This window comes from Serratia sp. CY38905 (genome assembly GCF_052168875.1).
Lineage (GTDB): Bacteria > Pseudomonadota > Gammaproteobacteria > Enterobacterales > Enterobacteriaceae > Serratia > Serratia sarumanii.
In genome coordinates this window covers 83,037-107,510 of sequence record NZ_JBJNLV010000014.1, presented here as the reverse complement: position 1 = coordinate 107,510, position 24,474 = coordinate 83,037, and the positions used below count along the sequence as shown (strand labels likewise).

Genomic DNA, 24,474 nt, shown 5'->3' with positions numbered 1-24,474 from the left:
GAGTAATCCTGTCGTTTACTGTGAATCAGACTCATTATTAGAGACGCCGCGATGGCCAGTTCCCTTCCGCCGCTTTACGCCCTGCGCGCCTTCGAAAGCGCCGCCCGCACCGGCTCGTTCACGCTGGCCGCCGAGGAGCTGCATCTCACCCCGAGCGCCGTCAGTAAGCACATCAAAACGCTGGAGCAGCACTTCGGCTGTCGACTGTTCCAGCGCAACGGCCCGCGCATCGAGGTCACGCCGCAGGGGAAAATCTTCGCCGCCGAGCTGCAGCAAGGGTTTGGCCGCATCGAGCAAGCGTGCGAGTTGTTCAGAAGCCACCGCGATCTGCTGCGGCTGAAGGCGCCCTCCACGCTGACCCTGCGCTGGCTGCTGGACTGCCTGAGCCGGTTCCGGCAAACGGCGCAGGCGTTCGAGGTGCAGGCAGCCAGCGTCTGGATGGACATCGACAGCGTGGATTTTTTCAGCGAACCCTACGACTGCGCCATCCTGCTCGGCAACGGCCACTTCGGTGCCAACACCGCCGCCGCCAAGCTGTTCGACGAATGGCTGATCCCGATTTGCGCCCCTGCACTGCTCGCCGACGGGCAGCGCGATCTCGCCGCCTGCCCGCTGATCCACCCTTCGCCCGATCGGCGCGACTGGCGGCGCTGGCTGCAAAAAAGCGGCATCGCGGCCCCGATCGATCTCACGCGCGGCCAGGTATTTGATTCGCTGGAACAGGGCAACACGGCGGCCATCGCCGGGCACGGCGTCTCGATCGGCGATCTGGCGCTGAGCCTGCCGACGATTGAGGAGGGGTTATTGGCGCTGCCCTGTGACGCCGCCGTGCGTACCGGCGACGGTTACTATCTGGTTTGGCCGGAAGAATCGGCGAAGCGGCCGCTGATCGAACGCTTACAGGCGTTTCTGACCGCCCAGACGCCCGACGTCAGCCGGGCCGCCGTCAGATTTATCGAGTAGGGGAATTCGGCCTATCGCTCTTCGCGGGTATGCCAAATACGCAGAACATAAATCGTTGCCGGCTGCACCTGGTAACGTATCTCATAACGGCCGACCAGAATACGCCTCACTTCCTGCGGTAAAAACTCGTCCAGTCTTTCACCCAGGCGAGAATTATCAAGCAACGCTTTAGGCGCGGCGACCAAGGCCTTCACCGAATTCGCTGCCGCAGTACGGTTAGCCAAGGCAAGAAACTCAAACAAACGCGCCAAATCCGATAGCGCCTTACTCGTCCATTTTAACTCCATCAGCGCGGTACCGGCAGCGGATCGTCACTGTCCAGGCTGGCAGCCCAGGCTTCTACCGATTCATGATCGATAACGTTTTGCTGTTCGACATCGGCCAGCGCCGCCAGCGTTAACCGACGGCGCTCTTCCTCTTGCTCGAGCCAGGCGGTGAGGGCTTGCTTCACTATCCATCCCCGTGAGCGTTCAAGTTTGGCGGCCATTTCATCCACCTTTTCAGCCAAAGGCAGCGGCACATGAGCGGTGATGACTTTCGTATTCATCGTCTTGATCCTCAATACAATCGACATCAATCAAAGTGATTAAAGCTGATTATACCGCCATCAGAGAACAAAAAACACGCAATCAGTTGCCGAACAACCCGCCGTCGCGCAGCAGATGCTCGTTACCCTTGCGGCGGGTAAAGCCGCTGCGATCGAAGAACTCCAGCACCTGGATCGCCAGCTTGCGCCCGACGCCGAGCCGATCGCGGAAGTCGGCGGCGTTGGCGCCGCCCCGCTCCGCATCCAGCTCGCGGATCAGCGCCGCGAACTGCTCGATGCGTCGGCTGAGGTAATAGCGATCCACCACCACCGCCGTCACATGGCCCAGCTGGGCCGCCTTGCGCAGCAGCGCCCGTACCCGGCTCTCTTCCTCACCCAACTCGCTCGCCAGATCGCGCACCCACCACGGCTCGTCGCCGAACAGCGGTTCGATGCGCGCCCACAGCGGCGCCTCTTCGGCGCTGAACGCCAGACCGTGTTCCGGCAGGTGCAGCCAGCCGCGCGTATTGCGCAGCGCGCCGGCCTTCAGCAGCCGATCGATCATCATAAACACCAGCGTTTCCGGCTGCTGGGGCAGGGCCATGCGCCGCAGACGGGCGCGCCCTAACCCCAACTGATCGGCGTGCTGTTGGTGGTACTCCGCCAGCACCTGCAGCAGCCGACTTTCCGCCTGTTGCACCTGCTCCTGCGCCAGCGCCCGGTCACCGACGATCAGCAGCTCGCGGTTCGCCAGCAGTGCCGCCAGGCCGTCGTCGGTCAACTGACGCGCCCAGGCGAACGCCGTCAGAGACAGCGCGCCGTGCGGCAGCTCAAGCGTCAGCGCCTGCGCATCGTCCTGCGCGTTCGCCAGGGCCTGCAGCCATACCAGGTAGTCCGGCTGGCGCTTGCCGCGCTTGGGCGCGCTCAGCCTGAGCACCCGGGCCGCGCCCAGCGTTTGCCGTGCGCCGATATCGCGCAGCACCAGCCGATCGTTCTCCGCCAGCCACAGCGGGCGATCGAGGATCAGTTCCGCCAGCCCGTCGTTCAGCAGCGAAATGCGCCCGGTGATGTGGCTGGCGGCATGGTGCAGGTGCAGCGGCTGCCAATGGCGGATCGGCCGATCCGCTTCCAGCGCCACCAGAATGCGTTCCGCCGCCTCCGGCGGACGCTGCGCCAGCAGCCAGTCGCCGCGCGCGACACGGTCTTTATCGACATCGCCGCTGATGTTCAGCGCGATGCGTTGCCCGGCCTGCGCCTGTTCCACGGCCTGATTTTGGGCGTGCAGGCCACGCACCCGCACCGGCGCGTCGGCGCCGGTCAGCCACAGCGAATCTCCCACCTGCACCCGGCCGCCGAGCGCGGTGCCGGTCACCACCAGCCCCGCCCCTTTGACGCTGAACGCACGGTCTACCGCCAGGCGAAAACGGCGCGTCAGCGCGTGCTCGCCGGAGGGCAGCGCCAGCAAATGCGCGCGCAGCGCCTCGATACCCTCTCCCGCCGCCGCCGCGGTAACAAACAGCGGTGCATCGGGCCAGCCCTGGCGCGCCAGTTCGTCGCGCACCTGGCGGCGTACCTCGCCGACACGCGCCGCGTCCACCCGGTCGGCCTTGGTCAGCGCCACCGTCAGCGCCGGGCGCCCGCTCAGGCGCAGGATCGCCAGATGTTCGCGGGTTTGCGCCATCACGCCGTCGTCGCAGGCCACCACCAGCAACGCATGGTCGATGCCGCCGACGCCCGCCAGCATGTTGGCGAGGAATTTCTCGTGGCCGGGCACGTCGATAAAGCCCAGCACCCGGCCGTCCGGCTGCGGCCAGTAGGCGTAACCCAGATCGATGGTCATGCCGCGGCGCTTCTCTTCCGGCAGGCGATCCGCGTTGATCCCGGAGATCGCCTGCAGCAGGGTGGTTTTGCCATGATCGACATGGCCGGCGGTGGCGATGATCATGAGGCGCTCAGCGCGTCCATCAGCGCCCCTTCCTGTTCCAGACAGCGCAGATCCAGCCACAGCCGGCCGTCACCGAGGCGGCCGATCACCGGCTGCGGCAGGCGGCGCCAGCGTTCGGCCAACGCTTCCAGCGTGGCGCCGCGGCCGTCGCGCGGCGTGAAGGTCAGCGCATAGCTGGGCAGGCGATCCACCGGCAGCGAACCGCTGCCAATTTGCGACCAGCACGGTTCGGCGCGCAGCTCGAAATCGGCGGTGAACCGCGGTGCCAGCGCCGCCAGCAGCCGTTCGGCCGCCTGTTGCATCTCCTGCTGCGGGCGGGTCAGCAGCCGCAGCGTCGGCAGCTGCTCAGCCAGTTTTTCCGGCTGCAGATAGAGCCGCAGCGTGGCCTCCAGGGCCGCCAGCGTCAGCTTGCCGACGCGCAGCGCGCGCTTGAGCGGATGCTGCTGCAGGCGGGCGATCAGCGCCTTTTTGCCGACGATGATCCCGGCCTGCGGGCCGCCCAGCAGCTTATCGCCGGAGAACGTCACCAAGTCGACGCCGGCGGCCAGCAGCCGCTGCGGCATCGGTTCGGCGGGCAGGCCGTACTGCGCCATGTCGATCAGCGAGCCGCTGCCCAGATCGGTGGCGGTCGGCACGCCCTGTTCGGCTCCGAGCTGCGCCAGTTCAGCCTCGTCGACCGCCGCGGTAAAACCCTGAATGCTGTAGTTGCTGGTGTGCACTTTCATCAACAGGCCGGTCTGTTCGTTGATGGCCTGGCGGTAATCTTTCAGATGGGTGCGGTTGGTGGTGCCGACCTCCACCAGTTGGCAGCCGGCCTGGCGCATCACGTCGGGTATGCGGAATGCGCCGCCAATCTCCACCAGCTCGCCGCGCGACACCACCACCTCTTTACCGGGGGCGATCGCCGCCAGCATCAGCAGCACCGCCGCCGCGTTGTTATTGACAATGCAGGCGTCCTCCGCACCGGTCAGCCGGCACAGCAGATCCGCCACCGCCCGATCGCGATGGCCGCGCCCGGCGCCGTCCAGATCGTACTCCAGCGTCACCGCCTCCCCCATCACCGCGCTCACCGCCTCCTTCACCGGCTGCGCCAGCAGGGCGCGCCCGAGGTTGGTGTGCAGCACGGTGCCGCTGAGGTTGAACACCGGCAGCAAAGCCGGGCGTTGCTGCCGGGCCAGCTCGGCCCGCAGCGCCTGCGGCCAGTCGCCGCACCAGGCGGGTAAACGTTGCTGTTGCTTGATAGCGTCACGCGCCTGGGCCTGCAGCCGGCGCAGCAGTTCGCCGATCAGCGTCTGGCCATGCTGCGCCACCAGCGGTTCAATCGCGGGTTCACGCAGCAGGCGGTCGATGGCGGGCAGTTGGCTGTAAAGAAGGTGGGATTCAGTGCTCATGGTCGCTCGGTTTTCAATTTAGACGTATCGGCATAGCAAAACCCCGCCGCGGCGGGGAGAAAAGAACGTTCAGGGCGGCGCGGTGCGGGCGAAGCTTTCACGGGCGAACAGGCGTTCGGCCAGCTTGACCAGCGCCGGGCGCCCGACGCACCAGTTGGGCAGGATGCGGCGGAAATTGAGGTAGCCCAGTGCGCAGCCGGTGGCGATATCCGCCAGCGTCAGCCGCTCGGCATTGAGCCACGTTTTGTCCCGCGCCAGCGCCTCCAGCGCATCCAACCCGTGCGTCAGTTTGTCACGCTGGCGCAGCATCCAGTTTTCGTCCTGTTTTTCCGGCGCGCGCCGGCTTTCGCGAAACAGGGTCGCCGCCGCTTCGGTCACGCCGTCCGCCAGCGCCGCCACCTGGCGGACGCGCAGCGCGGCGGCGCGATCGGCCGGCAAAAACGCCGGCTCCACCGTCAGCAGTTCGAGGTATTCGGCCACCACCGGCGAATCGTAAAACACCTCGCCGTCATCGGCGATCAGCACCGGCACCTTGCCGAGCGGGTTAAGCTCCTTCACCCGGCTGCCGGGCTCATACGGCGGATCGTTGACGAATTCGAACGCGATCCCTTTTTCCAGCAGCATTACGGAAATCTTGCGCACAAAGGGGCTGGTGTAACTGCCGATAAGCTTCATCCGGTCTCCTCCGCTTCGTCCTGGCCGCGGCGCGGCACCCTTACTTCACCGCCAGGGTATCGATAATCCGCTGCACCAGCGCCTGATGCACTTCCGGCGTTTTGGCCGGCGACAGCATTTGCAGCGTCACCACCCGTTTGTTGAACACCGTCAACACCAGCGTGGAGACCACCTTTTGCCCGTTGACGGTCTGCTCGGTATCCACCCGGCGAAACTTCTGTTTGCCGACGCTGAAGTTCTCTTCTTTGGTGGTCTGGATATTCTGATAGCGCTCGGCCAGCACCGTGATGGCGCTCTGCGCCAGCTCTTTCAGCATTTTGTCGCTGGTGTTGAGCTTCATGCCGTCCGGCGGGATCACTTCGGAAGAGACCGCGCTCTGGCGCGACTTGCCGTCGAGAAAGCGCTGAATGGTGGAGGTGCTGTCGTTGATGATGCCGCTGTTCAGCGTTTGATCGCTAAAGCCCGGCGGCAGCTCGAAGGTGATTTTGCCCTTCTGCAGCGACACGTTCAGCCCCGGCGGCGCGGGCGGGGTTTCTACCGGCGCAGGCGGCGGCGGTGGCGCGGGCTGCGTCACGGTCGGCTTGGTGTCCGGTGGCGGCACCGCCGGTTTGGTGTCGTCTTTGTTGTCGCAGGCCGCCAGTCCGACCGCCAGCACGGCGACCGCGGTCAGTTTTGCCAGGGTGTTTAACATCGTGGTTCCTTTCGCTTGGCGCGTTATGGCCTAAACGTAGCAACTCGTCCGGGCGAATGCCAGAAGCCCGTGCTGAAATTGCTGGTCCGGCCCCGCGCGAACGGGGCCGGGCGGTTACTCCGCCGGGAACAGGAACGGATTGATGCTGCTGCGGCCAAAGCCTTCTTCTTCCATGCGGGCGTCCAGCACCAGCGAAGCCAGATCGTCGGCCACCGCTTCGACCTGCGGGTCTTTTTCCTGATACAGGATCTTCAGGTAAGTGCCGCAGTCGCCGCAGCTTTCCGCCTTCACCGCCGCCTGCTCGCTGTCCAGCGACCAGTAGTTGAGATCGCGGGTCTGCTCGCAGTTGCTGCACTTCACCCGCACCACGTGCCATTCGCTTTCGCACAGGTTGCAGTGCAGGTAGCGCAGGCCGTTGACGGTGCCGATATGCACCATGCTGGAGACCGGGATGCTGCCGCACACCGGGCAGAATTGGCGCTGCTCGCCGTATTCGGCGCGCGCCTTGCCGGGGATCAGGCTGGCCATCTGCGCCCAATAGAGCGACAGCGCGGCCCAGAGGAACGGCGCCTTCTCGCTGCCCACCTTGCCGAACTCGCGGTTGAGCAAGGCGTCGGCCATCAGCTCCAGCTCGTGCGCCGAGGCTTTCTCCAGGTTGTCCAGCACCGCCAGGATATGCTCCGGCGCCTGCGGGCGCAGCTCGGCGATCAGCGACGCCAGCAGCTTGCGCCAGTGCTCGCTGCGCGGGAACACGCTCAGATCGAGCGGCGGTTTGCCGCTGGCGGCGCCCTGCGCCAGCGCTTCGCTAAGATCGAGCTGCAGCGGATTATCGTGCAGCCCATGCTGCTGCGCCTGCGCCAGCTCGGCGGCGAAGTTCAGATAGTCGCCCAGCGGATTGTCGACAGCCAGCTGACGCAGGCGATCGGCGCGGCGGCTGTACAGGCTTTTCAGGTTGGCGAAAAGTAACGGCGGGATGTTCTCCGCCGTTGAGGACTTCTCACGCTGTGCCCCTAACTGCTCTTTAGGAACGATGCGGATACTCATCAGGGTTTATCTTCCTGTCGTTTCTCGCGGACCTCGCGGTACCAGCGCGGATGATGTTTCTTGGCCCAGGCCGCCGGCACCCAGCCTTCCACCATCGCGGTAATGGTGCCTTTTACCCACAATGCGGCGTAAATGTGCACCATAATCACGATAATCAGGCCGACCGCGGCCAGCGAATGCACCAGCAGCGCGATGCGGATCAGCGGGATGGAGAACGACGGCGCAAAATACGGCCGCCAGATCACCACGCCGCTGGCCAGCAGCAGCACCAGGCTGATAATCGCCGCCCAGAACACGCACTTCTGGCCGAAATTATAGCGCCCGGTGTCACCCACTTCCTCGTTCATGGCGATTTTGTGGATGTTCTTGGCCCAGACGATATCTTCCCGGTTGATCAGGTTATGCTTCCAGTAGCGCAGGAACATCAGCAGGAACGCGGCAAACATGATCACCCCGACAAACGGGTGCAGAATGCGCGCCAGCTGCGGCGTCCCGAAGATGTTCATCAGCCAGTTGAAGGAGGGGAAGAAGAACCCCAGCCCGCTGATGGCGGCGAACACAAAGCAGAACGCCACGATCCAGTGGTTGATGCGCTCCGGTGCGCTGTAACGCTGAATGGGCTTTTCCTTTCTCATTTGCGCGTCTCCTCGTCGTGCGACTCGTCGTGCTCGTCCTCATCTTCGACGCGGTTAGGCCCGACGCCGACATAGTGGAACACGCTGGCCGCGAAGGTGGCGGCAAAGCCGATGGCCGCCAGGGGTTTCCACACGCCCTTCCAGAAGGTCACCGCCGGGCTGATGCTCGGGTTGTCCGGCAAACCGTGGTACAGCTGCGGTTTGTCGGCGTGGTGCAGCACGTACATCACGTGCGTGCCGCCCACCCCCGCCGGATCGTACAGACCGGCGTTCTGGTAGCCGCGGGTGTTCAGCTCGCTGACGCGATCCGCCGCCACCTGCTTCATCGCTTCCTTGGTGCCGAAGTGAATGGCGCCGGTCGGGCAGGTTTTCACGCAGGCCGGTTCCTGGCCGACGTCCACGCGGTCGACACACAGGGTGCACTTGTACACCCGGTTGTCGTCCTTGTTCATGCGCGGCACGTCGAACGGGCAGCCGGCGATGCAGTAGCCGCAGCCGATGCAGTGCTCGGACTGGAAGTCGACGATGCCGTTGGCGTACTGAATGATCGCGCCTTCCGACGGGCAGGCCTTCAGGCAGCCCGGATCGGCGCAGTGCATGCAGCCATCCTTGCGGATCAGCCATTCCAGCTTGCCGTTTTCCTCTACCTCGGAGAAGCGCATCACCGTCCACGACTTGGCGGTCAGATCGGCGGGGTTATCGTACACCCCGACGTTGTGCCCCACTTCGTCGCGGATGTCGTTCCATTCGGAACAGGCCACCTGACAGGCCTTGCAGCCGATACAGGTGGTGACATCGATCAGTTTGGCCACTTCTTCCTGGTGGTCACGGGCGCGCGGCGCCGGCGTGAAACCATTGGTGGCGGATTTACGAATGATGTCTTGAGATTGCATGGCCATAATTCGTCTCCGTTACACCTTTTCCACGTTGACCAGGAACGCCTTGAACTCCGGCGTTTGCGTATTGGCGTCGCCGACGAACGGCGTCAGCGTGTTGGCGATAAAGCCTTTCTTCGCCACCCCTTCGTAACCCCAGTGGATCGGGATGCCGATGGTGTCGACTTCCTGGCCGTGCACCTGCAGCGTGCGAATACGCTTGGTCACCACCGCCTTGGCCTTGATGTAGCCGCGGTTGGAGCTGACCTTCACGGTATCGCCGTGCTTGATGCCTTTTTTCTCCGCCAGCTTCTCGCCGATCTCCACAAACTGCTCAGGCTGCGCGATGGCGTTCAGCAACGCGTGCTTGGTCCAGTAGTGGAAGTGCTCGGTCAGACGATAGGTGGTGCCGACGTACGGGAACTTGTCGGATTTGCCCATCGCCGCCAGATCGTCCTTGAACACGCGCGCCGCCGGGTTGGACACCACGTTCGGGTGCAGCGGGTTGGTGCCGAGCGGCGTTTCGAACGGCTCGTAGTGTTCAGGGAACGGCCCTTCCGCCATCTTGTCGGTGGCGAACAGGCGGCCCATGCCTTCCGGCTGCATGATGAACGGCCCGACGTCGCTGCCCGGCGCGGCGGTGCTGTAGTCCGGGATATCGGCCCCGACCCACTTGGCGCCGTCCCACTCCAGCAGCTGGCGTTTCGGATCCCACGGTTTTCCCTGCGGGTCCGCCGAGGCGCGGTTATACAGGATGCGGCGGTTGAGCGGCCATGCCCAGGCCCAGCCCAGCGTATTGCCGAGGCCGGACGGATCGGCGTTGTCGCGCCGCGCCATCTGGTTGCCGGCCGGCGTCCAGCTGCCGGCGAAGATCCAGCAGCCGCTGGCGGTGGTGCCGTCGTCGCGCAGCTGCGCGAACGAGCTGAGCAGCTCGCCTTTTTTCACCAGCACCTTGCCATCGGCATCCAGCAGATCCGCCAGCGCCTTGCCGTTGTTTTCCTGCGCCACCTCTTCCGGCGCCGGGTTGTCCGGCGTCAGGTAGTCCCAGGTCATGTTCAGCACCTGTTCCGGCACCGCACCGCCGTCGCGCGCATACATCTCGCGCAGGCGGCTGAAGATGCCCGCCAGGATCTCGCCGTCGTTCAGCGCTTCGCCCGGGGCGTCCGCGCCTTTCCAGTGCCACTGCAGCCAGCGGCCGGAGTTGACGATCGAGCCGTTCTCTTCGGCGAAGCAGGTGGACGGCAGGCGGAACACTTCGGTCTGGATCTGCGCAGGATCCACCTCGTTGAACTCGCCGTGGTTCTGCCAGAAGTTGGAGGTCTCGGTGTTCAACGGATCGATGGTCACCAGGAACTTCAGCTTGGACAGCGAAGCCACCACCTTGTTTTTGTTCGGGAACGACGCCACCGGGTTAAAGCCCTGGCAGAAGTAGCCGTTGACCTTGCCCTGCGCCATCATCTCGAAGTACTGCAGCACGTCGTAGCCTTTGTCCCACTTCGGCAACCAGTCAAAGCCCCAGCTGTTGTCCTTCTGCGCCTTGTCGCCGTAGAAGGTCTTCATCATGCTGACGAAGAATTTCGGGTAGTTGCCCCAGTAGTTAACCTGGCCCGGCAGCAGCGCCTTCGGCGTGTTGGCCTTCAGGTAGGTGTCGAGATCGGTCTGTTTCTCCGACGGCAGCGTCAGGTAGCCCGGCAGGCTCTGCGACAGCAGGCCGAGATCGGTCAGACCCTGAATGTTGGAGTGGCCGCGCAGCGCGTTGACGCCGCCGCCCGCCATGCCCATGTTGCCGAGCAGCAGCTGGATCATCGCCATGGTGCGTATGTTCTGCGCGCCGACCGAGTGCTGAGTCCAGCCCAGGGCGTACAGGAACGAAGCGGTTTTATCCGCGACGCAGGTTTCGGCGATGTATTCGCACACCTTGAGGAAATCATCCTTCGGCGTGCCGCAGATGTTGGTCACCACGTCAGGCGTGTAGCGGCTCACGTGCTGTTTCAGCATGTTCCACACGCAGCGCGGATCCTGCAGCGTGACGTCGCGCTTGGCGAAGCCGTTCTCGTCGAACTGGTAGTTCCAGGTGGTTTTGTCGTACTTGCGGTTTTCCGCGTCGTAGCCGCTGAACAAGCCGTCTTCGAAGGCAAAGTCTTCCCGCACCAGCAGGCTGGCGTTGGTGTAGGCCTCGACGTACTCGCGGTTAAACTTGTTGTTGGTCATCAGATACAGCAACACGCCCGACAGGAAAGCGATGTCGGTCCCGGAGCGGATCGGCGTGTAGAAGTCCGCCACCGATGCGGTTCGGGTAAAGCGCGGATCGATCACGATCAGCTTGGCATTGTTGTGTATTTTGGCTTCCATCGCCCAGCGGAACCCCACCGGATGCGCTTCCGCCGCATTACCGCCCATGACGATAATCAAATTCGCGTTCTTGATATCAACCCAGTGGTTGGTCATCGCACCGCGACCAAATGTTGGAGCAAGACTTGCTACCGTTGGTCCGTGTCAGACACGCGCCTGGTTGTCTACGGCAAGCATGCCGAGAGCGCGACTAAATTTTTGCGACAGAAAACCGGTTTCGTTGCTGGCGGCCGAGGCGCACAGCATGCCGGTGGTCAGCCAACGGTTGACGGTAACGCCCTGATCGTTGGTTTTGATGAAGTTGGCGTCGCGGTCTTCTTTCACCAGCTTGGCGATGCGGGTAAAGGCGTCGTCCCAGCTGATGCGTTGCCATTTGTCCGATCCTGGCGCCCGGTATTCCGGGTACTTGAGGCGGCTTTCGCTGTGGATGAAGTCAACCAGGCCGGCGCCTTTCGGGCAAAGCGCGCCGCGGTTTACCGGATGATCCGGGTCCCCTTCGATATGGAAAATGCTTTCTTTGGCGTTTTTGGCGCCATCACCAAGGCTGTACATCAACAGCCCACAGCCGACGGAACAATACGTACAGGTATTACGGGTCTCGCGGGCGCGCAGCAGTTTGTACTGCCGGGTTTCCGCCAACGCCACTTCGGGGGCAAAGCCCAGCGCGGCCACCGTCGTTCCTGCCATACCGCCAGCGCAGATCTTAAAGAACTGCCTTCTGCTGACCTGCATGGGGGTCTCCTTTACTCTCGATTGTCACATTGTTCAAAGGCGCCTGCCCGCTAGCGCGGCAAACGCGAATGTCACTGTTGTTATGCTTGCTACGAACGCCGGCCATATTACCACAGCGTGCTTGTGGTTGTTACACACTCGTGCTCATTCAGTGAACGCTTTGGCACATTTCGATACATTTCGGCGTTGGCGCTCCCTACAGTATAGAGAGTAACCCGCGCGCCGGGGCGACGGCTTCACGCAGCCATCCGCCCCTTCTTCTATCAGTAGGTTAGCGCAGCGATTTGATCGTTAACCACACAGTTCACAGGGCATTGATAATCATTTTCAATATCATTTAATTAACTATAATGATCCGACTGCTTACGCGGTGCTCACGCTTTGCGCCGCCCATACACCACTGGAGATGATGATTATGAGTTATTCACTGCCATCCCTGCCGTACGCTTACGACGCACTGGAACCGCATTTCGACAAGCAGACGATGGAAATCCATCACACCAAACACCATCAGACCTACGTCAACAACGCCAACACCGTGCTGGAAGCCTACCCTGAGCTGGCCAAATACAGCGTTGAAGAGCTGATCCAGGATCTGGATAAAGTGCCTGCCGACAAACGCACCTTCATGCGCAACAACGCCGGCGGCCACGCCAACCACAGCTTCTTCTGGAAAAACCTGAAAACCGGCACCACGCTGAGCGGCGATCTGAAAGCGGCCATCGAGCGCGATTTCGGCAGCGTTGAGAAATTCCAGGAAGAGTTCGAGAAAGCCGCTGCCACCCGCTTCGGTTCCGGTTGGGCCTGGCTGGTGCTGAAAGACGGCAAACTGGCCGTGGTGTCTACCGCTAACCAGGACAGCCCGCTGATGGGCGAAGCGGTCGCCGGCGCTTCCGGTTTCCCAATCATCGGCCTGGACGTGTGGGAACACGCTTACTACCTGAAATATCAGAACAAACGTCCTGACTACATCAAGGCGTTCTGGAACGTGGTCAACTGGGATGAAGCCGCCGCACGCTTCGCCGCGAAGAAGTAATTCGCCCCCGTTGATGAAGATGCCCGCCACCGGCGGGTATTTTTTTGCCTGAAATCCGCTAAAGTTTGACCACGTCTTGCCGATGGTTTGTTCAATTGACGTTCGCCCGGAGAAGGAAAAAACGCTATGGCGGCATTGCAAGCATTGGCAGGAAAGTTCACTCATCTCACCGTAGGTAAAAAGCTCGGTCTCGGCTTCGCACTGTTGCTGCTGTTGGCGGTCATCATCGCCGGCACCGGGGCGCAATATCTGCATATCATCGAATCACGCGCCGATCGCATCGACTTCAGCAACCGGCTGAACGAAGAGATCAACCAGGCCAAATACAACCGCGCCATGTACGGCCAGACCTACCGGCCGGAGTATATTCAGAACAACCGCGCCAATATTGAAAACGCCGTCAAATTGATAGATCACGGGCAGGCGCTGGACTGGGACGCCCAAAGCCGCAAGGATCTGCAGCGTCTGGTGACGCTGATCGGGGAATATCAGCAGCAGCAAAAAGAGTTTGAACAGGCGGTCACGGCGAAAGACGCGGTGCGCCAGAGCTGGAACATGTCGGAAGTGCAGGCCAGCCTGAGCCAGGTGGAGCGCCAGCTGACCAACGGCGATCTGCAGTTGGCCTTCATCCAGCTGAACCAGAAGCTGACCCAGGTGCGCTACGGCGCGCGCGGCCTGCTGCTGAGCCTGAACAAGGAAACCGAAGCCCCGCTGATGGCGGCCATCGACGATGCGCGCGACGCGGCCAGTGCCTTGAGCCGCCGGGTCAGCGACGCGCAGCGCCCGCAGCTGCAACCGCTGCTGGCCGCGCTGGACGATTACAAAAACCGCATCGCGGCCTACCTGCCTGCCTATGAGCACGAGCAGCAGATCAGCCGGCGGCTCGGCGAACGCGCGCAGGCGATCGGCATGCTGGTGAACGCCTTTATGCAGGACGAGCTGGCGCAGACCCACAATGATATCAATCTGGCGCAGCTGCAAATGGGCATCACCACGCTGATCGCCATCATCGCCGGGGTGCTTATCGCCTGGCGCATCACCCTGCAGATCACCCGTCCGCTGCACAGCACGCTGGCCATGGCGGAACGCATCGCCAGCGGCGACCTGCGCCAGGCGCAGACCAGCACCCGCCGCGACGAGCTGGGGCAGTTGCTGAACGCGGTGGCGGCGATGAGCCAAAACCTGCGCACCATGATTGAGAAGATCCAGATGGGGGTCAGCCAGGTCTCCACCGCCTCGGCGGAAATCGCCGCCGGCAACACCGACCTCTCCTCACGCACCGAACAGCAGGCGGCGGCGGTCGAGGAAACCGCCGCCAGCATGGAACAGCTGACCGCCACGGTGAAACAGAACGCCGACAACGCCCATCACGCCAATCAGCTGGCCACCGACGCCTCGCAGACCGCGCAGCAGGGCGGCAAGCTGGTGGAAAATGTGGTCAGCACCATGCGCGATATTTCCAGCAGTTCGCAGCGTATCGCCGAAATTACCACCCTGATCAACGGCATTGCCTTCCAAACCAATATCCTGGCGCTCAACGCCGCGGTGGAAGCGGCACGCGCCGGCGAACAGGGCCGCGGCTTCTCGGTGGTCGCCAGCGAAGTGCGCAGCCTGGCGAGCCGCAGCGCCCAGGCGGCCAAGGAGATCGAAGGGCTGATCGCCGAATCGGTCAGCCGGGTGAAAACCGGCACCGAGCTGGTGGAAAGCACCGGCAACACCATGGAACAGATCGTCCGCTCGGTCACCCACGTGCGCGACATCATGGCTGAAATCGCCGCCGCTTCCGATGAGCAGACGCGAGGCATCGCCCAGATTGGCCAGGCGATCGTCGAGATGGACCACACCACCCAGCAAAACGCCGCGCTGGTGGAAGAGTCCGCCGCCGCCGCCGATTCGCTGGAAGAACAGGCCGACATGCTGCTGCAGAGCGTCTCGGTGTTCCGTTTGGCGGAGCAGACTGAACCCGCCGCCGTGAAAGCCGCCGCGCCGAAAGCGCCGGCGGTAAAACCCGCAGCCGCCAACGCCGCTGCGGAAGAGAACTGGACCACCTTCTGACGCCCCGCCGCCCGCCCGAGGATTTTCGGGCGGGTTGTTATGTCCCCCCGGCACAACTCAGGCTATGCTGAGCCCTCGACGCGAGACACGGAGGCGCACATGCATCACCCAGACGTTTACATCGGCAGCATCCAACCCTATGAAGGCGGGCGCCCCAGCGCCATCGCCAAACGCCAGGTGGATGGCGCCATCCGGCTCACGCCGCTCGGCCTGGAAGGCGACGAGCAGGCGGAAAAAAGCTATCACGGCGGGCCGGACCGCGCGCTGTGCCACTACCCGCGCGAGCATTACGCCCACTGGCGCGCGCAGTTTCCGGCGCAGGCCGAGCAATTTTGCGCCCCGGCCTTCGGCGAGAATATCTCCACCGAAGGGCTGACCGAACACAATGTGTTTATGGGCGATATTTTCCGCTGGGGCGAGGCGCTGATCCAGGTCACTCAGCCGCGCTCGCCGTGCTTCAAGCTCAATTATCACTTCGCCATCGAGGATATTTCGGTGCTGATGCAGCAAAGCGGCCGCTGCGGCTGGCTGTATCGGGTGGTGTCGCCCGGCGCGGTCAGCGGCGATCGTCCGCTGGCGCTGGCGGCGCGCAACAGCGACGTGTCGGTCGCCGAAGCCATCGCTATCGCCTGGCATATGCCGTTCGACGCGGAACAGTATCGCCGCCTGTTGGCGGTCGCCGGCCTCTCCGCCAGCTGGAGCAAGACCATGCTCACGCGGCTTGCCGAAGGGCACCTTGAGGACTTCAACCGCCGCCTGCTCGGCCGTTGAAAGCGCGGGCGGAAAAGATGAAAAACGTGCGCCGAATGCCGCGTTAACCCTGTTCTTCCGCCTATACTGTAGCCGCGTGTTTTTCAGCCAGGAGCCAGGTAATGACCACCCCGACCCATTCGATTCATCACGCCGCCGCCGAGGGCTATCAGGCCAATGCCGATCGCTATATGAAAGGCCGGCCGGATTATCCGCCGGAAATCGCCGCCTGGCTGCGCGAGACTATCGGCCTGCACGCCGGCATGACGGTCATCGATCTCGGCGCCGGCACCGGCAAGTTCACCCCGCGCCTGCTGGAAACCGGCGCTCAGGCGATCGCCGTCGAACCGGTGCCGCAAATGCTGGAAAAACTGTCGGCGGCGCTGCCGCAGGTGAAAACGCTGGCGGGCACCGCCGAGGCGATCCCGTTGCCGGACGAGTCGGTCGATGCGGTAGTGTGCGCCCAATCCTTCCACTGGTTCGCCACGCCGCAGGCGCTGGCGGAGATCCGGCGCATTCTCAAACCCGGCGGCAAACTCGGTCTGGTGTGGAACATGCGCGATGCGCGCGTCGGCTGGGTGCGTAAACTGAATCAGATCGTCGATCGCCACGAAGGCGATGCGCCGCGTTTCTATACCGGCGAATGGCGCAAGTTCTTCCCGTTCAAAGGCTTTGAACTGCTGCAGGAGCAGGTCTTTATGTTGAGCCACCGCGGCGCGGTGGAGGACGTGATCTACAACCGGGTGCGTTCAACCAGCTTTATCGCCGCGCTGCCGCAGCCGCAACAGGAGCAGGTTATCGATCAATTGCGCCAGCTGGTGGCGGAAGAAGAGGAGCTACGGGGCCAGGACACGGTCACCGTGCCCTATCAGACCAAGGCGTATTTCACCACCAAGGTCTGACGCCCGGGGGTTCAGAACGCTTTCTTGGCGTAACCGGTGACCGCTTTCAGGCCCATCTCGCGGCCCAGCGCGGTCATTGGATGCACCACGATCAGCCCGCGCGCGCTTTTCTTCAGCGCGCCCATGTCGGCCTGCTCTTTCTTGGTGATTTCGCGGCTGAACGGCAGCTTGCTCAGCTTCTGCGCTTCGGCGCTCAGCTTCTCGCCGCGCACGTTTTTCAGGCGCTCGATCTCCGTCGCCAGCTTCTCTTTCTCTTTGGTGTGCTGCGCAATCAACTCAGGGTTGCCCTGTTGGATCACGGTGGCGTCTTTGTGGTTCAAGGCGTCCAGCAGGTCGCTCAGGCGCTTGATCTCTGCCTTTTCTTTCTCTTTCATGGTCTCTGGCCCGTTGTGCCCAAAATGGCACGCTAATCAATGATACCGGCATTGTAGCAAAAGGCGCGCGCCGTTACCCGTCCTGCGCAATGCCGGGCGGCAGGCCGCTCATCTCGCAGGCTCTGGCGCCGAGCCGGGCCAACGCCTGGGTGTAGCGCGCGTTGAACGGGTAGCAACAGGAGAGCCGCAGCGCGTTGCGGTAGCGCCCGCTGGGGGAATACAGGGTGCCCGGCGTCAAACAGATCTGCTCTTCCAGCAGTTGGTGGAACAGCGCTACGCTGTCCACGTTGGGGGGGAACTCAACCCAAAACACGAAGCCGCCCGCCGGCTGCGTGGCCAGCGTGCCGCGCGGGAAATGCCGGGCGATCAGCGCCCGCGCCTCGTCTACCTGCGCCGCATAGCGCTTGCGCAGGTTGCGCAAATGGTGATCGTAACCGCCGCTCTCCAGGAAGGTCGCCAGCGTTTCCGACAGCAGCTGCGACTCGGACATCGACGACACCGCCTTCAGCTTGCGCAACGCCTCGTGAAAGCGGCCGCCGCAGATCCAGCCGACGCGAAAATCCGGCGCCAGCGTTTTGGTGAAGCTGGAGCAAAACAGCACCCAGCCGTCGCGATCGAACGCCTTCACCGCCGGCGACAGCGCGCCGCCGAACTGGATCTCGGCATACAGCCCGTCTTCAATCAACGGCACCTGATGATCGTTCATCAGCCGCGCCAGCCGCTTTTTCGCCGCCAGCGGCATGGTGCAGCCCAGCGGGTTTTGCACCGTCGGCATGGCAATCACCGCGTTCAGCCGTTTCTCGTTCAATAGCAGCTCCAGCGCGTCCAGCGACAGACCCAGCTGCGGATCGGTGGGGATTTCCAGCGCTTTCAGCCCCAGGCTGGCCAGCAGCGGCAGCAGGTAGAAGTAGGTCGGTGACTCCAGCCCGACGCAGTCGCCCGGTTTGGTGGTGACGCGCAGCGCCAGCTGCAACGCCTCCATGCAGCCGTGGGTCAGCACCACGTCGCCCGGCTCCAGCAGCATGCCCAGCGTCATCGAACGGCGGGCGATCTGCTGACGCAGCCGCAGGCTGCCGGGCGGCAACGAATACTGTCCGATCAAATCCGGTTGACGGCGCAGCTGAGAGGACAGCATGCGCCCCAGCTTGCCGCCGGGATAAAAATCGCTGGTCTGCGGGCAGGCCAGCGCAATGTTGGTGAAGGCCGGATTCTGCTGGGCGGCGAACACGGTATCGATCAGCGCCAGCACGTCGTCCGCCGGCGGTTCGATGCGGCCGCTGGGCGCCGAGGCCATCTTCAGCGCCGGCAGCGTGCTGCGGACATAAAACCCCGATTGTGGCCGCGCTTCGATCAGCCCGCGATCCTCCAGCGTGCGGTAAGCCGACACCACGGTATTAATGCTGACGCGATGGGTTTGCGCACAGCGCCGCACCGAAGGCAAGCGGTCGCCGGGCAGCAGCGTGCCGCGGCGAATGGCCTCGGCCAGCGTATCCGCCAGCTGCAGGTAACGGGTATCCGGGGTTTCATCGAGCAGGGTCACAGTTTCTCTCCAGGCAATGGGTACAGTTTACATTTTGCACAACTGTAACCATGACAATATCCAATTTGTGGTTCTGTCACCACCCCATTGCAGCGATTATGCTGATCCTCTCGTTATTACCGTCATTTTCAAGGAACCTGCCATGCTGGACTCCGCCTTTGTCAGCTACGTCACCGTCATGTCGATTACCCCCGGCCCCAACAACCTGCTGCTGGCCTCGTCGGGCGTCAACTTCGGCCTGCGCCGCACCCTGCCGATGCTGTTCGGCATCGGCGCCGGCTGCGCGGTGCAGTTGGCTATCATTATCCCGCTGCTGGCGCTGGCGCTGAGCTGGGCCGGCGTCATCCGCTTCCCGCTGGCGGTGATCGGCTGCGCCTACCTGCTGTGGCTGTCATGGAAACTGTTCAAGGCGGCCTCGCCGGACGCCAAAGAGCAGGTGAGGCCAATGAGTTTCCTCAACGGCGCGCTGTTTCAGGCGGTCAACCCCAAGGCCTGGCTGATGGTGATCAACGTGGCGATCCTGTTCACCCCGCGCGAAGGCGCCACCTTCTTCCATACGCTGAGCGTCATCGCAGGTTTCGTCGTGCTGAATTTACCCTGTGTGCTGCTGTGGGCGGTGCTGGGCGACCGGTTGCGCAACGCGCTCCAGGTCGCCTGGAAGCTGCGCGCCTTCAACGGCGTCATGTCCGGCCTGATGGCCGCCACCGCGCTGTGGTTGCTGTTCGACGAATGGCGCGCGGCCTTTGCCTAGCCGCGGCCGAGAGGAGAGAGTCGGGAAGGTTGTTTGGCGCCGATGCCGGCGATCAGATCGGTAATGGACAGCACCATGGTAGAGCGCACCATCTGCTGATAGCGCTGACGCTGCATGGCGATCAGCGCTTCATCCGCTTCGCCCGGCTGCAGGAAGGTCGGCGCCGGCGGCAGCGCGGCCACGCAGTGCAGCTCGCCGAACGGCCCGAGGATTTCGTCGTCGACGAAGCGGTATTCCGCACCGTCGTGATTCAGCTCTTCGCGCATCGCCATCAGCAGCTCGGCGTCTTCATATTCGTGGCGGGAGATCACCCCCAACCCATACATCAGCTTCAGGCGCACCGACAGCTCCCCCAGCGGGCCGCTGCCGGACAATAGCGGTTCGACGGCATATTTCACCGCATAGTCGTCCTTGCGGAATACCTGCACCACCAGCACGTTGAGCGCTTCCGCCAGCAGCTCTACCGCCGCGATCAGGAAACTGCGCACCGTTTTGCCCGCGTTCAGCTTTTCCAGAACCTGATTTTCAAATGCCTGTGCTTCTTCCATCATCGCTTTTCGAAAGGCGTGGGGAGGGCCGTCGATGTCGAACTCGGATTGCAGGAGCGCAGCAAGCTGCGCTCGGGTGTTCATCATCACGATTCTACTTGTGCATGGCGTTATACACAGCAACGGCCTCTTCTACAACCTCGCTTTCCGCCGGCAGGCCGGAAATTTGCGCCAGCGCGGCTTTCGGCCCGAGCGTGTTCAGCAATTCCGCCAACTCCTGCGCCTGCGGATCCTGTTCGCTGCGGTAGCTCATGGCGGCGGCGATGCCCTGGATCAGGTTGGCGTGCGGCAGGCCGTATTCCAGCGTGCCCAGTAGCGGTTTAATCAGGCGATCGCCTGCGCTCAGTTTGCGCAGCGGCTGGCGCCCCACGCGCTCGACGTCGTCGTGCAGATACGGGTTTTCGAAGCGGCCGAGGATTTTGTTGATGTAGGCGGCGTGCTTGTCGGCGTCGAAGCCGTAGCGCTTGATCAGCACCGCACCGCTCTCTTCCATCGCTCCTTTCACCACGCGACGGATCGCCGGGTCGAGAATGGCGTCGCGAATGGTTTGCAGCCCGGCCCGTTGGCCAAGGTAGGCGGTGATGGCGTGGCCGGTATTGAGGGTGAACAGCTTGCGCTCGACGAACGCCATCAGGTTATCGGTCAGCTCCATGCCGGCGATCGCCGGAGGCTGGCCCTTGAACTGGGTCTGATCGACGATCCATTCGCTGAAGGTTTCCACCGTCACTTCCAGCGGATCGCTGCTGTCCGCCGGCGGCACGATGCGGTCGACGGCCGAATCGACGAAGCCGACGTGCTGCTCAACCCATGCCTGCTCGTCCTGCGGCAGCGCGGCGAGCACATGCTGCTTCAGCTGGCTGGTGCCGCGCACCATGTTCTCGCAGGCGATGATGTTCAGCGGCTGCTCATTGCCCTGCTGATGACGCAGCACCAGCCCTTTGGCGATCGTGCCGGCGATTTTGCCGAGAATTTGCGGGCCAACGGCAGTGGTCACCAGATCCGCCTCGGCGATCAGCGCCACCGCCGCCTCGCTGCCGCTGTTGACGGCGCTGACGTTGTTGACGCTCTCCACGCGTTCTTGCTCGCCCACCACGTGCACCTGATAACTTTTACGGCTGTTCAACAGATCCAGCACCGTTTGATTGACGTCGGCGAAGGTCAGCTCAACCCCGGCGTCCGCCAGCAGCTTGCCGATAAAACCGCGGCCGATGTTCCCTGCGCCAAAATGTAATGCTTTCATAACTCTACCTTCTTAATGTCGAAGGGTGCAGCAAGCTGCACCCTTTAAAATGATTCTGTTATCCGGCTTTTTTGCCGCCGAGCAGGTCCAGCACTTCCTGGATGCTGGTGGTATTCGCCAGCCGCTCGATCACGCTCTCGTCATCCAGCGCGTTGGTCAGGCTGGTGATCACCTGAATATGCTCGTTGTTGCGCGCGGCGATGCCGATCACCAGACGAGCCACTTCATCCTCTTCCTCGCCGAAGCGCACGCCCTGCGGGTACTGGCAGAACACCACGCCGGTGCGCAGCACCCGGTCTTTGGCCTCGATGGTGCCGTGCGGTACGGCGATCGACTCGCCCAGGTAGGTGGAGGTGAGTTTCTCGCGCTCCAGCATCGCCGGCACGTACTCCGCCTCGACATAGCCGCCTTTCACCAGCTGCTCGCCGGCGAAGCGGATCGCCTGCTCTTTGTCGCTGGCCTGCAGGTTGAGGAACACGTTGCTCTCGCTCAGCTTGAACAGGTTCGATTCACCGGCTTCGAAGCTGTCGTCCAGCGCGCCCAGTACCTTTTGTTGGTTGTCGCTGGTTTTGTTGGCCGCCAGCAAACGGTCGACCAAATCGCTGTACAGCTTGCTGTCGAGGAAGTTGGTCAGCGAGATGTGCTGTGCCTGCGGCGCGTGGCGCATCGCACGCTCGGTCAGATCGCGGTGGGTAATCACCAGATCCACATCGTCCGGCAGGCTGTTGATGGCGCTGTTGGTCACCGAGATGTTCTTCAGCCCGGCGTCGGCCACTTTCTTACGCAGCACCCCGGCGCCCATGGCGCTGGAACCCATGCCCGCATCGCAGGCGACGATGATTTTGCGCACGGTGCTCAGATCGCCGTCGACCGATGCCGGCGCCGCCGCGCCGCCTTTGGACTGCGATTTCATCTCTTGCATGCGACGGGTCGCGGCTTCCAGATCGTCATCCTCTTTCACCTTGGAGGTTTTCAGCAGGAAAGCGGACACCACGAAGGAGACGGCAAAGGCTGCGCACACCGCCGCAATGTTGGCGAAGTAGGCGCCTTTCGGGGTCATCGCCAGCACTGCCAGGATCGAACCCGGAGAAGCCGGAGAAACCAGGCCGCCGTTCAGCATCGTCAGGGTGAAGACGCCGGTCATGCCCCCCAGGATCACCGCCAGCAGCAGGCGTGGGTTCATCAGCACGTAAGGGAAGTAGATTTCGTGGATGCCACCCAGGAAGTGAATGATTGCCGCACCGCCGGCGGATTGCTTGGCGCTGCCGCGACCGAAGAACATGTAGGCCATCAGTACGCCCATGCCCGGGCCTGGGTTGGCTTCGATCAGGAAGAATACCGACTTGCCGACTTCCGTGGCCTGCTGGATACCCAGCGGCGAGAAGATGCCGTGGTTGATGGCGTTGTTCAGGAACAGGATTTTCGCCGGTTCAACGAAGATGGACGCCAGTGGCAGCAGGTTGTTCTTCACCATCACGTGCACGCCCGCCGCCAGCAGCTTGGAGAGCACCTCCACCAGCGGCCCGATGCCCAGGAAAGCCAGGATCGCCAGCAGCATGCCGATGATGCCGGCGGAGAAGTTGTTCACCAGCATTTCAAAACCGCTTTTGATCTTGCCGTCCACCCAGCGGTCAAAGTGCTTGATAGCCCAGCCGCCCAGCGGACCGGCGATCATCGAGCCGAGGAACATCGGCATGTCGGCGCCGACGATGACGCCCATGGTGGTGATAGCGCCGACCACACCGCCGCGCTCGCCGCCCACCAGCCGCCCGCCGGTATAACCGATCAGCAATGGCAGCAGGTAGGTGATCATCGGGCCGACCAGCTTGGCTAAGGTTTCATTCGGCAGCCAGCCGGTTGGAATGAATAGCGCGGTGATAATCCCCCAGGCGATAAAGGCGCCGATGTTGGGCATCACCATGTTGCTCAGGAAGCGGCCAAAGTTTTGTACTTTAACCTTGATGTCTGGTGAAAACATAAAACACACCCCTATTGTTACGCGCTGACAATAGAGCGCGTGATTATTGTTGTGACGATCCAGCCGTGTTGCCGCTGTATGCGAAACGGACTCTATCACGCTGTTTTTGTCACGCGAACTTCACGGATTTTTTGTGACACAAATCACATACAACACCCCAACAAACCACCCTTTATAGTGATAAAGATCACACTTATGGCGTGTAAAAAAAGCACAGTGAGAAAAAAGTCGCCTGAAAACCCACAATAAAGTGATGTTGATCACATTTTTAAGCTGATGGTTTGTTTTTAAATTGTGATAAACATCACAATTTATTTTCAACTGCGGCGCCGATCGCGACGCTCTGTTTGATCATCCCTGTGAGCATTCATCCCGCCGGGAACTAGCGAAGTGATGAATGAAAGAAAACTACATTGCCGAATGAATGGATTAATTGAAGTGTAGTACAGAAGCCTGCGCAATAAACCAGCAAGCTATTGGAAACGCTGAGGGGAAATAAAACGGGCCGGCAATGCCGGCCCGTATGTCGTGCATGCGGTGCGTTATTGCGTCACGCTTTGAACGGCTTTCTGCGCATTCAGCAGGTTCTGCTGCTTGGCCACCAGATTCGACATCATGGTGTTGTACTGCGCCACCTGCTGCGCGGTGCGGAACTGCACGCCGTTGTTGTTGAAACTGACCTGGTTGCCCTGGCTCTGCAGGAAATCGCCAACCTGCACCAGATCCTGCACGAAGCCGGCGGTGGTCGGGATCGCCGGCATCAAGGCGTTGGCCGGTGCGGTAACGATCTTGTCATAGGCCTGGTTGTACACCGCCTTCAGATCGTCGGGCTGCTTCAGCGCCGCGCGGGCGGTATCCGCCTGCGATTTAGCGGACTGGATCTGTTGGCCCAGCAGGTTCAACGCGCCGACCGATTGCTGCAGCGCGTCGCGTTTGTTCAGGTAGTCCTGCGCGGTGCGGATCTGGTTAATCTGATCCAGCGCCGGCGTCAGGCTGGCGCCGACCGACTTGGACAGCTGCTGCGAAAAGCCGACCAAAATCGCGTAATCGCCGGCATAGTTGCCGAACTTCTGCTTCTGGTCTTCGCTCAGCGTGGGGATGTTCGCCCCGCTGCGCATCACGGTATTCTGTAAGTAATCGATAAATGCTTTGCGCTGTTCCGGCTCTTTATCGCCGCAGGCGGTCAATTGCATGACCACCAACAATGCCAATACCGGTGCCAACCAACGCGCGAAACCTCTGCTCTGGATCCCTACCGCCATGTGACATAACTCCTGTTATAAACCTGCTTTTTCATTGGACTCCGCCCCTTTTTCCGCACTCCGTGCGCCTATAAGAATAGATCAACTGGCGGCATTCCGATACGCGATTCCGCTTGCGATGAGCATTGCCCCGGCCGGATGCGGTTGAAAATCGTGCGCAAAACGCACTGAGGTTCATTGCCGTCGGCGACCGGACGCTTCAATTTCCC

Annotated in this window: 22 protein-coding genes; 6 read left to right on the top strand and 16 right to left on the bottom strand. The window is 62.4% G+C overall.

The features are described 5' to 3' along the window. Positions 1–51: 51 nt before the first annotated feature. Complete coding sequence (locus ACJ8MK_RS22380; protein ID WP_442518067.1) at positions 52–963, top strand: LysR family transcriptional regulator; 912 nt, start codon at positions 52–54, stop codon at positions 961–963. Positions 964–974: 11 nt separating this feature from the next. On the opposite strand, the gene ACJ8MK_RS22375 is transcribed toward ACJ8MK_RS22380, so the two are convergent. From ACJ8MK_RS22375 to fdnG, 10 genes are all read right to left on the bottom strand, one after another. Beyond that, positions 975–1,250 carry a type II toxin-antitoxin system RelE/ParE family toxin gene (locus ACJ8MK_RS22375; protein ID WP_043148289.1) on the bottom strand — a complete coding sequence of 92 codons (276 nt, stop codon included), beginning with the start codon at positions 1,248–1,250 and terminating at the stop codon, positions 975–977. Further along, positions 1,250–1,510 carry a CopG family ribbon-helix-helix protein gene (locus tag ACJ8MK_RS22370; RefSeq protein WP_033649526.1) on the bottom strand — a complete coding sequence of 87 codons (261 nt, stop codon included), beginning with the start codon at positions 1,508–1,510 and terminating at the stop codon, positions 1,250–1,252. Before ACJ8MK_RS22370 ends, ACJ8MK_RS22375 begins: the two co-directional genes overlap by 1 nt. A gap of 82 nt (positions 1,511–1,592) precedes the next feature. Then, positions 1,593–3,434, bottom strand: a complete 1,842-nt coding sequence (gene selB, locus ACJ8MK_RS22365; protein ID WP_442518066.1) for a selenocysteine-specific translation elongation factor — start codon at positions 3,432–3,434, stop codon at positions 1,593–1,595. Beyond that, on the bottom strand, positions 3,431–4,825 hold the full coding sequence (gene selA / locus ACJ8MK_RS22360) for an L-seryl-tRNA(Sec) selenium transferase (RefSeq protein ID WP_103830153.1): 1,395 nt from the start codon (positions 4,823–4,825) through the stop codon (positions 3,431–3,433). Before selA ends, selB begins: the two co-directional genes overlap by 4 nt. Positions 4,826–4,894: 69 nt before the next feature. Beyond that, positions 4,895–5,500 carry a glutathione S-transferase gene (locus ACJ8MK_RS22355; RefSeq protein ID WP_033649529.1) on the bottom strand — a complete coding sequence of 202 codons (606 nt, stop codon included), beginning with the start codon at positions 5,498–5,500 and terminating at the stop codon, positions 4,895–4,897. 40 nt (positions 5,501–5,540) lie between these two features. Then, the gene (locus tag ACJ8MK_RS22350) at positions 5,541–6,191 is read right to left on the bottom strand and encodes a DcrB-related protein (protein WP_033636562.1); all 651 of its coding nucleotides are present in this window, start codon (positions 6,189–6,191) and stop codon (positions 5,541–5,543) included. A 114-nt stretch (positions 6,192–6,305) separates the two neighbouring features. Beyond that, positions 6,306–7,235 carry a formate dehydrogenase accessory protein FdhE gene (gene fdhE / locus ACJ8MK_RS22345; protein ID WP_442518065.1) on the bottom strand — a complete coding sequence of 310 codons (930 nt, stop codon included), beginning with the start codon at positions 7,233–7,235 and terminating at the stop codon, positions 6,306–6,308. Continuing rightward, complete coding sequence (gene fdoI / locus ACJ8MK_RS22340; protein ID WP_004934017.1) at positions 7,235–7,870, bottom strand: formate dehydrogenase cytochrome b556 subunit; 636 nt, start codon at positions 7,868–7,870, stop codon at positions 7,235–7,237. Before fdoI ends, fdhE begins: the two co-directional genes overlap by 1 nt. Continuing rightward, on the bottom strand, positions 7,867–8,769 hold the full coding sequence (fdxH, locus tag ACJ8MK_RS22335) for a formate dehydrogenase subunit beta (RefSeq protein ID WP_004934014.1): 903 nt from the start codon (positions 8,767–8,769) through the stop codon (positions 7,867–7,869). Before fdxH ends, fdoI begins: the two co-directional genes overlap by 4 nt. Before the next feature lie 12 nt (positions 8,770–8,781). Next, a complete protein-coding gene (gene fdnG / locus ACJ8MK_RS22330; RefSeq protein WP_094887892.1) occupies positions 8,782–11,829 on the bottom strand; it encodes a formate dehydrogenase-N subunit alpha in 3,048 nt (1,015 codons plus the stop codon). A gap of 415 nt (positions 11,830–12,244) precedes the next feature. Between fdnG and sodA the strand changes: the two genes are divergently transcribed. From sodA to ACJ8MK_RS22310, 4 genes are all read left to right on the top strand, one after another. Beyond that, complete coding sequence (gene sodA, locus ACJ8MK_RS22325) at positions 12,245–12,865, top strand: superoxide dismutase [Mn] (RefSeq protein WP_101428061.1); 621 nt, start codon at positions 12,245–12,247, stop codon at positions 12,863–12,865. Positions 12,866–12,991: 126 nt separating this feature from the next. After that, positions 12,992–14,920 carry a methyl-accepting chemotaxis protein gene (locus ACJ8MK_RS22320; protein ID WP_047569926.1) on the top strand — a complete coding sequence of 643 codons (1,929 nt, stop codon included), beginning with the start codon at positions 12,992–12,994 and terminating at the stop codon, positions 14,918–14,920. Between the two features lie 99 nt (positions 14,921–15,019). Beyond that, entirely contained in the window at positions 15,020–15,691 is a 672-nt protein-coding gene (gene yiiM / locus ACJ8MK_RS22315) for a 6-hydroxyaminopurine reductase (protein WP_033649535.1), read from the top strand. A 101-nt stretch (positions 15,692–15,792) separates the two neighbouring features. Continuing rightward, positions 15,793–16,572: a class I SAM-dependent methyltransferase gene (locus tag ACJ8MK_RS22310; RefSeq protein WP_442518064.1), complete on the top strand. Its 780-nt coding sequence runs from the start codon at positions 15,793–15,795 to the stop codon at positions 16,570–16,572. 11 nt (positions 16,573–16,583) lie between these two features. Here the strand turns inward: ACJ8MK_RS22310 and ACJ8MK_RS22305 are convergent, their stop codons facing one another. Together ACJ8MK_RS22305 and ACJ8MK_RS22300 are read right to left on the bottom strand one after the other, a co-directional pair. Then, entirely contained in the window at positions 16,584–16,946 is a 363-nt protein-coding gene (locus ACJ8MK_RS22305) for a YibL family ribosome-associated protein (protein WP_004933989.1), read from the bottom strand. Positions 16,947–17,019: 73 nt separating this feature from the next. Beyond that, positions 17,020–18,486 (bottom strand): aminotransferase-like domain-containing protein, encoded by a 1,467-nt coding sequence (locus ACJ8MK_RS22300; RefSeq protein WP_033636555.1) that lies wholly within the window; start codon positions 18,484–18,486, stop codon positions 17,020–17,022. A gap of 142 nt (positions 18,487–18,628) precedes the next feature. Here ACJ8MK_RS22300 and ACJ8MK_RS22295 point away from each other — a divergent pair, with 142 nt between their 5' ends. After that, positions 18,629–19,237, top strand: a complete 609-nt coding sequence (locus tag ACJ8MK_RS22295; protein WP_033649537.1) for a LysE family translocator — start codon at positions 18,629–18,631, stop codon at positions 19,235–19,237. Here the strand turns inward: ACJ8MK_RS22295 and ACJ8MK_RS22290 are convergent. The 4 genes from ACJ8MK_RS22290 to ACJ8MK_RS22275 form a co-directional block, all read right to left on the bottom strand. Then, on the bottom strand, positions 19,234–19,788 hold the full coding sequence (locus ACJ8MK_RS22290) for an MltR family transcriptional regulator (RefSeq protein ID WP_033638634.1): 555 nt from the start codon (positions 19,786–19,788) through the stop codon (positions 19,234–19,236). The genes ACJ8MK_RS22295 and ACJ8MK_RS22290 overlap by 4 nt on opposite strands. A gap of 91 nt (positions 19,789–19,879) precedes the next feature. Then, positions 19,880–21,025 carry a mannitol-1-phosphate 5-dehydrogenase gene (gene mtlD / locus ACJ8MK_RS22285; RefSeq protein ID WP_033653964.1) on the bottom strand — a complete coding sequence of 382 codons (1,146 nt, stop codon included), beginning with the start codon at positions 21,023–21,025 and terminating at the stop codon, positions 19,880–19,882. Positions 21,026–21,083: 58 nt separating this feature from the next. Next, positions 21,084–23,003, bottom strand: coding sequence for a PTS mannitol transporter subunit IICBA (locus ACJ8MK_RS22280; protein ID WP_103830150.1), 1,920 nt, complete (start codon positions 23,001–23,003; stop codon positions 21,084–21,086). Positions 23,004–23,545: 542 nt separating this feature from the next. Beyond that, complete coding sequence (locus ACJ8MK_RS22275) at positions 23,546–24,265, bottom strand: DUF3053 domain-containing protein (protein WP_033636551.1); 720 nt, start codon at positions 24,263–24,265, stop codon at positions 23,546–23,548. Positions 24,266–24,474: the final 209 nt, after the last annotated feature.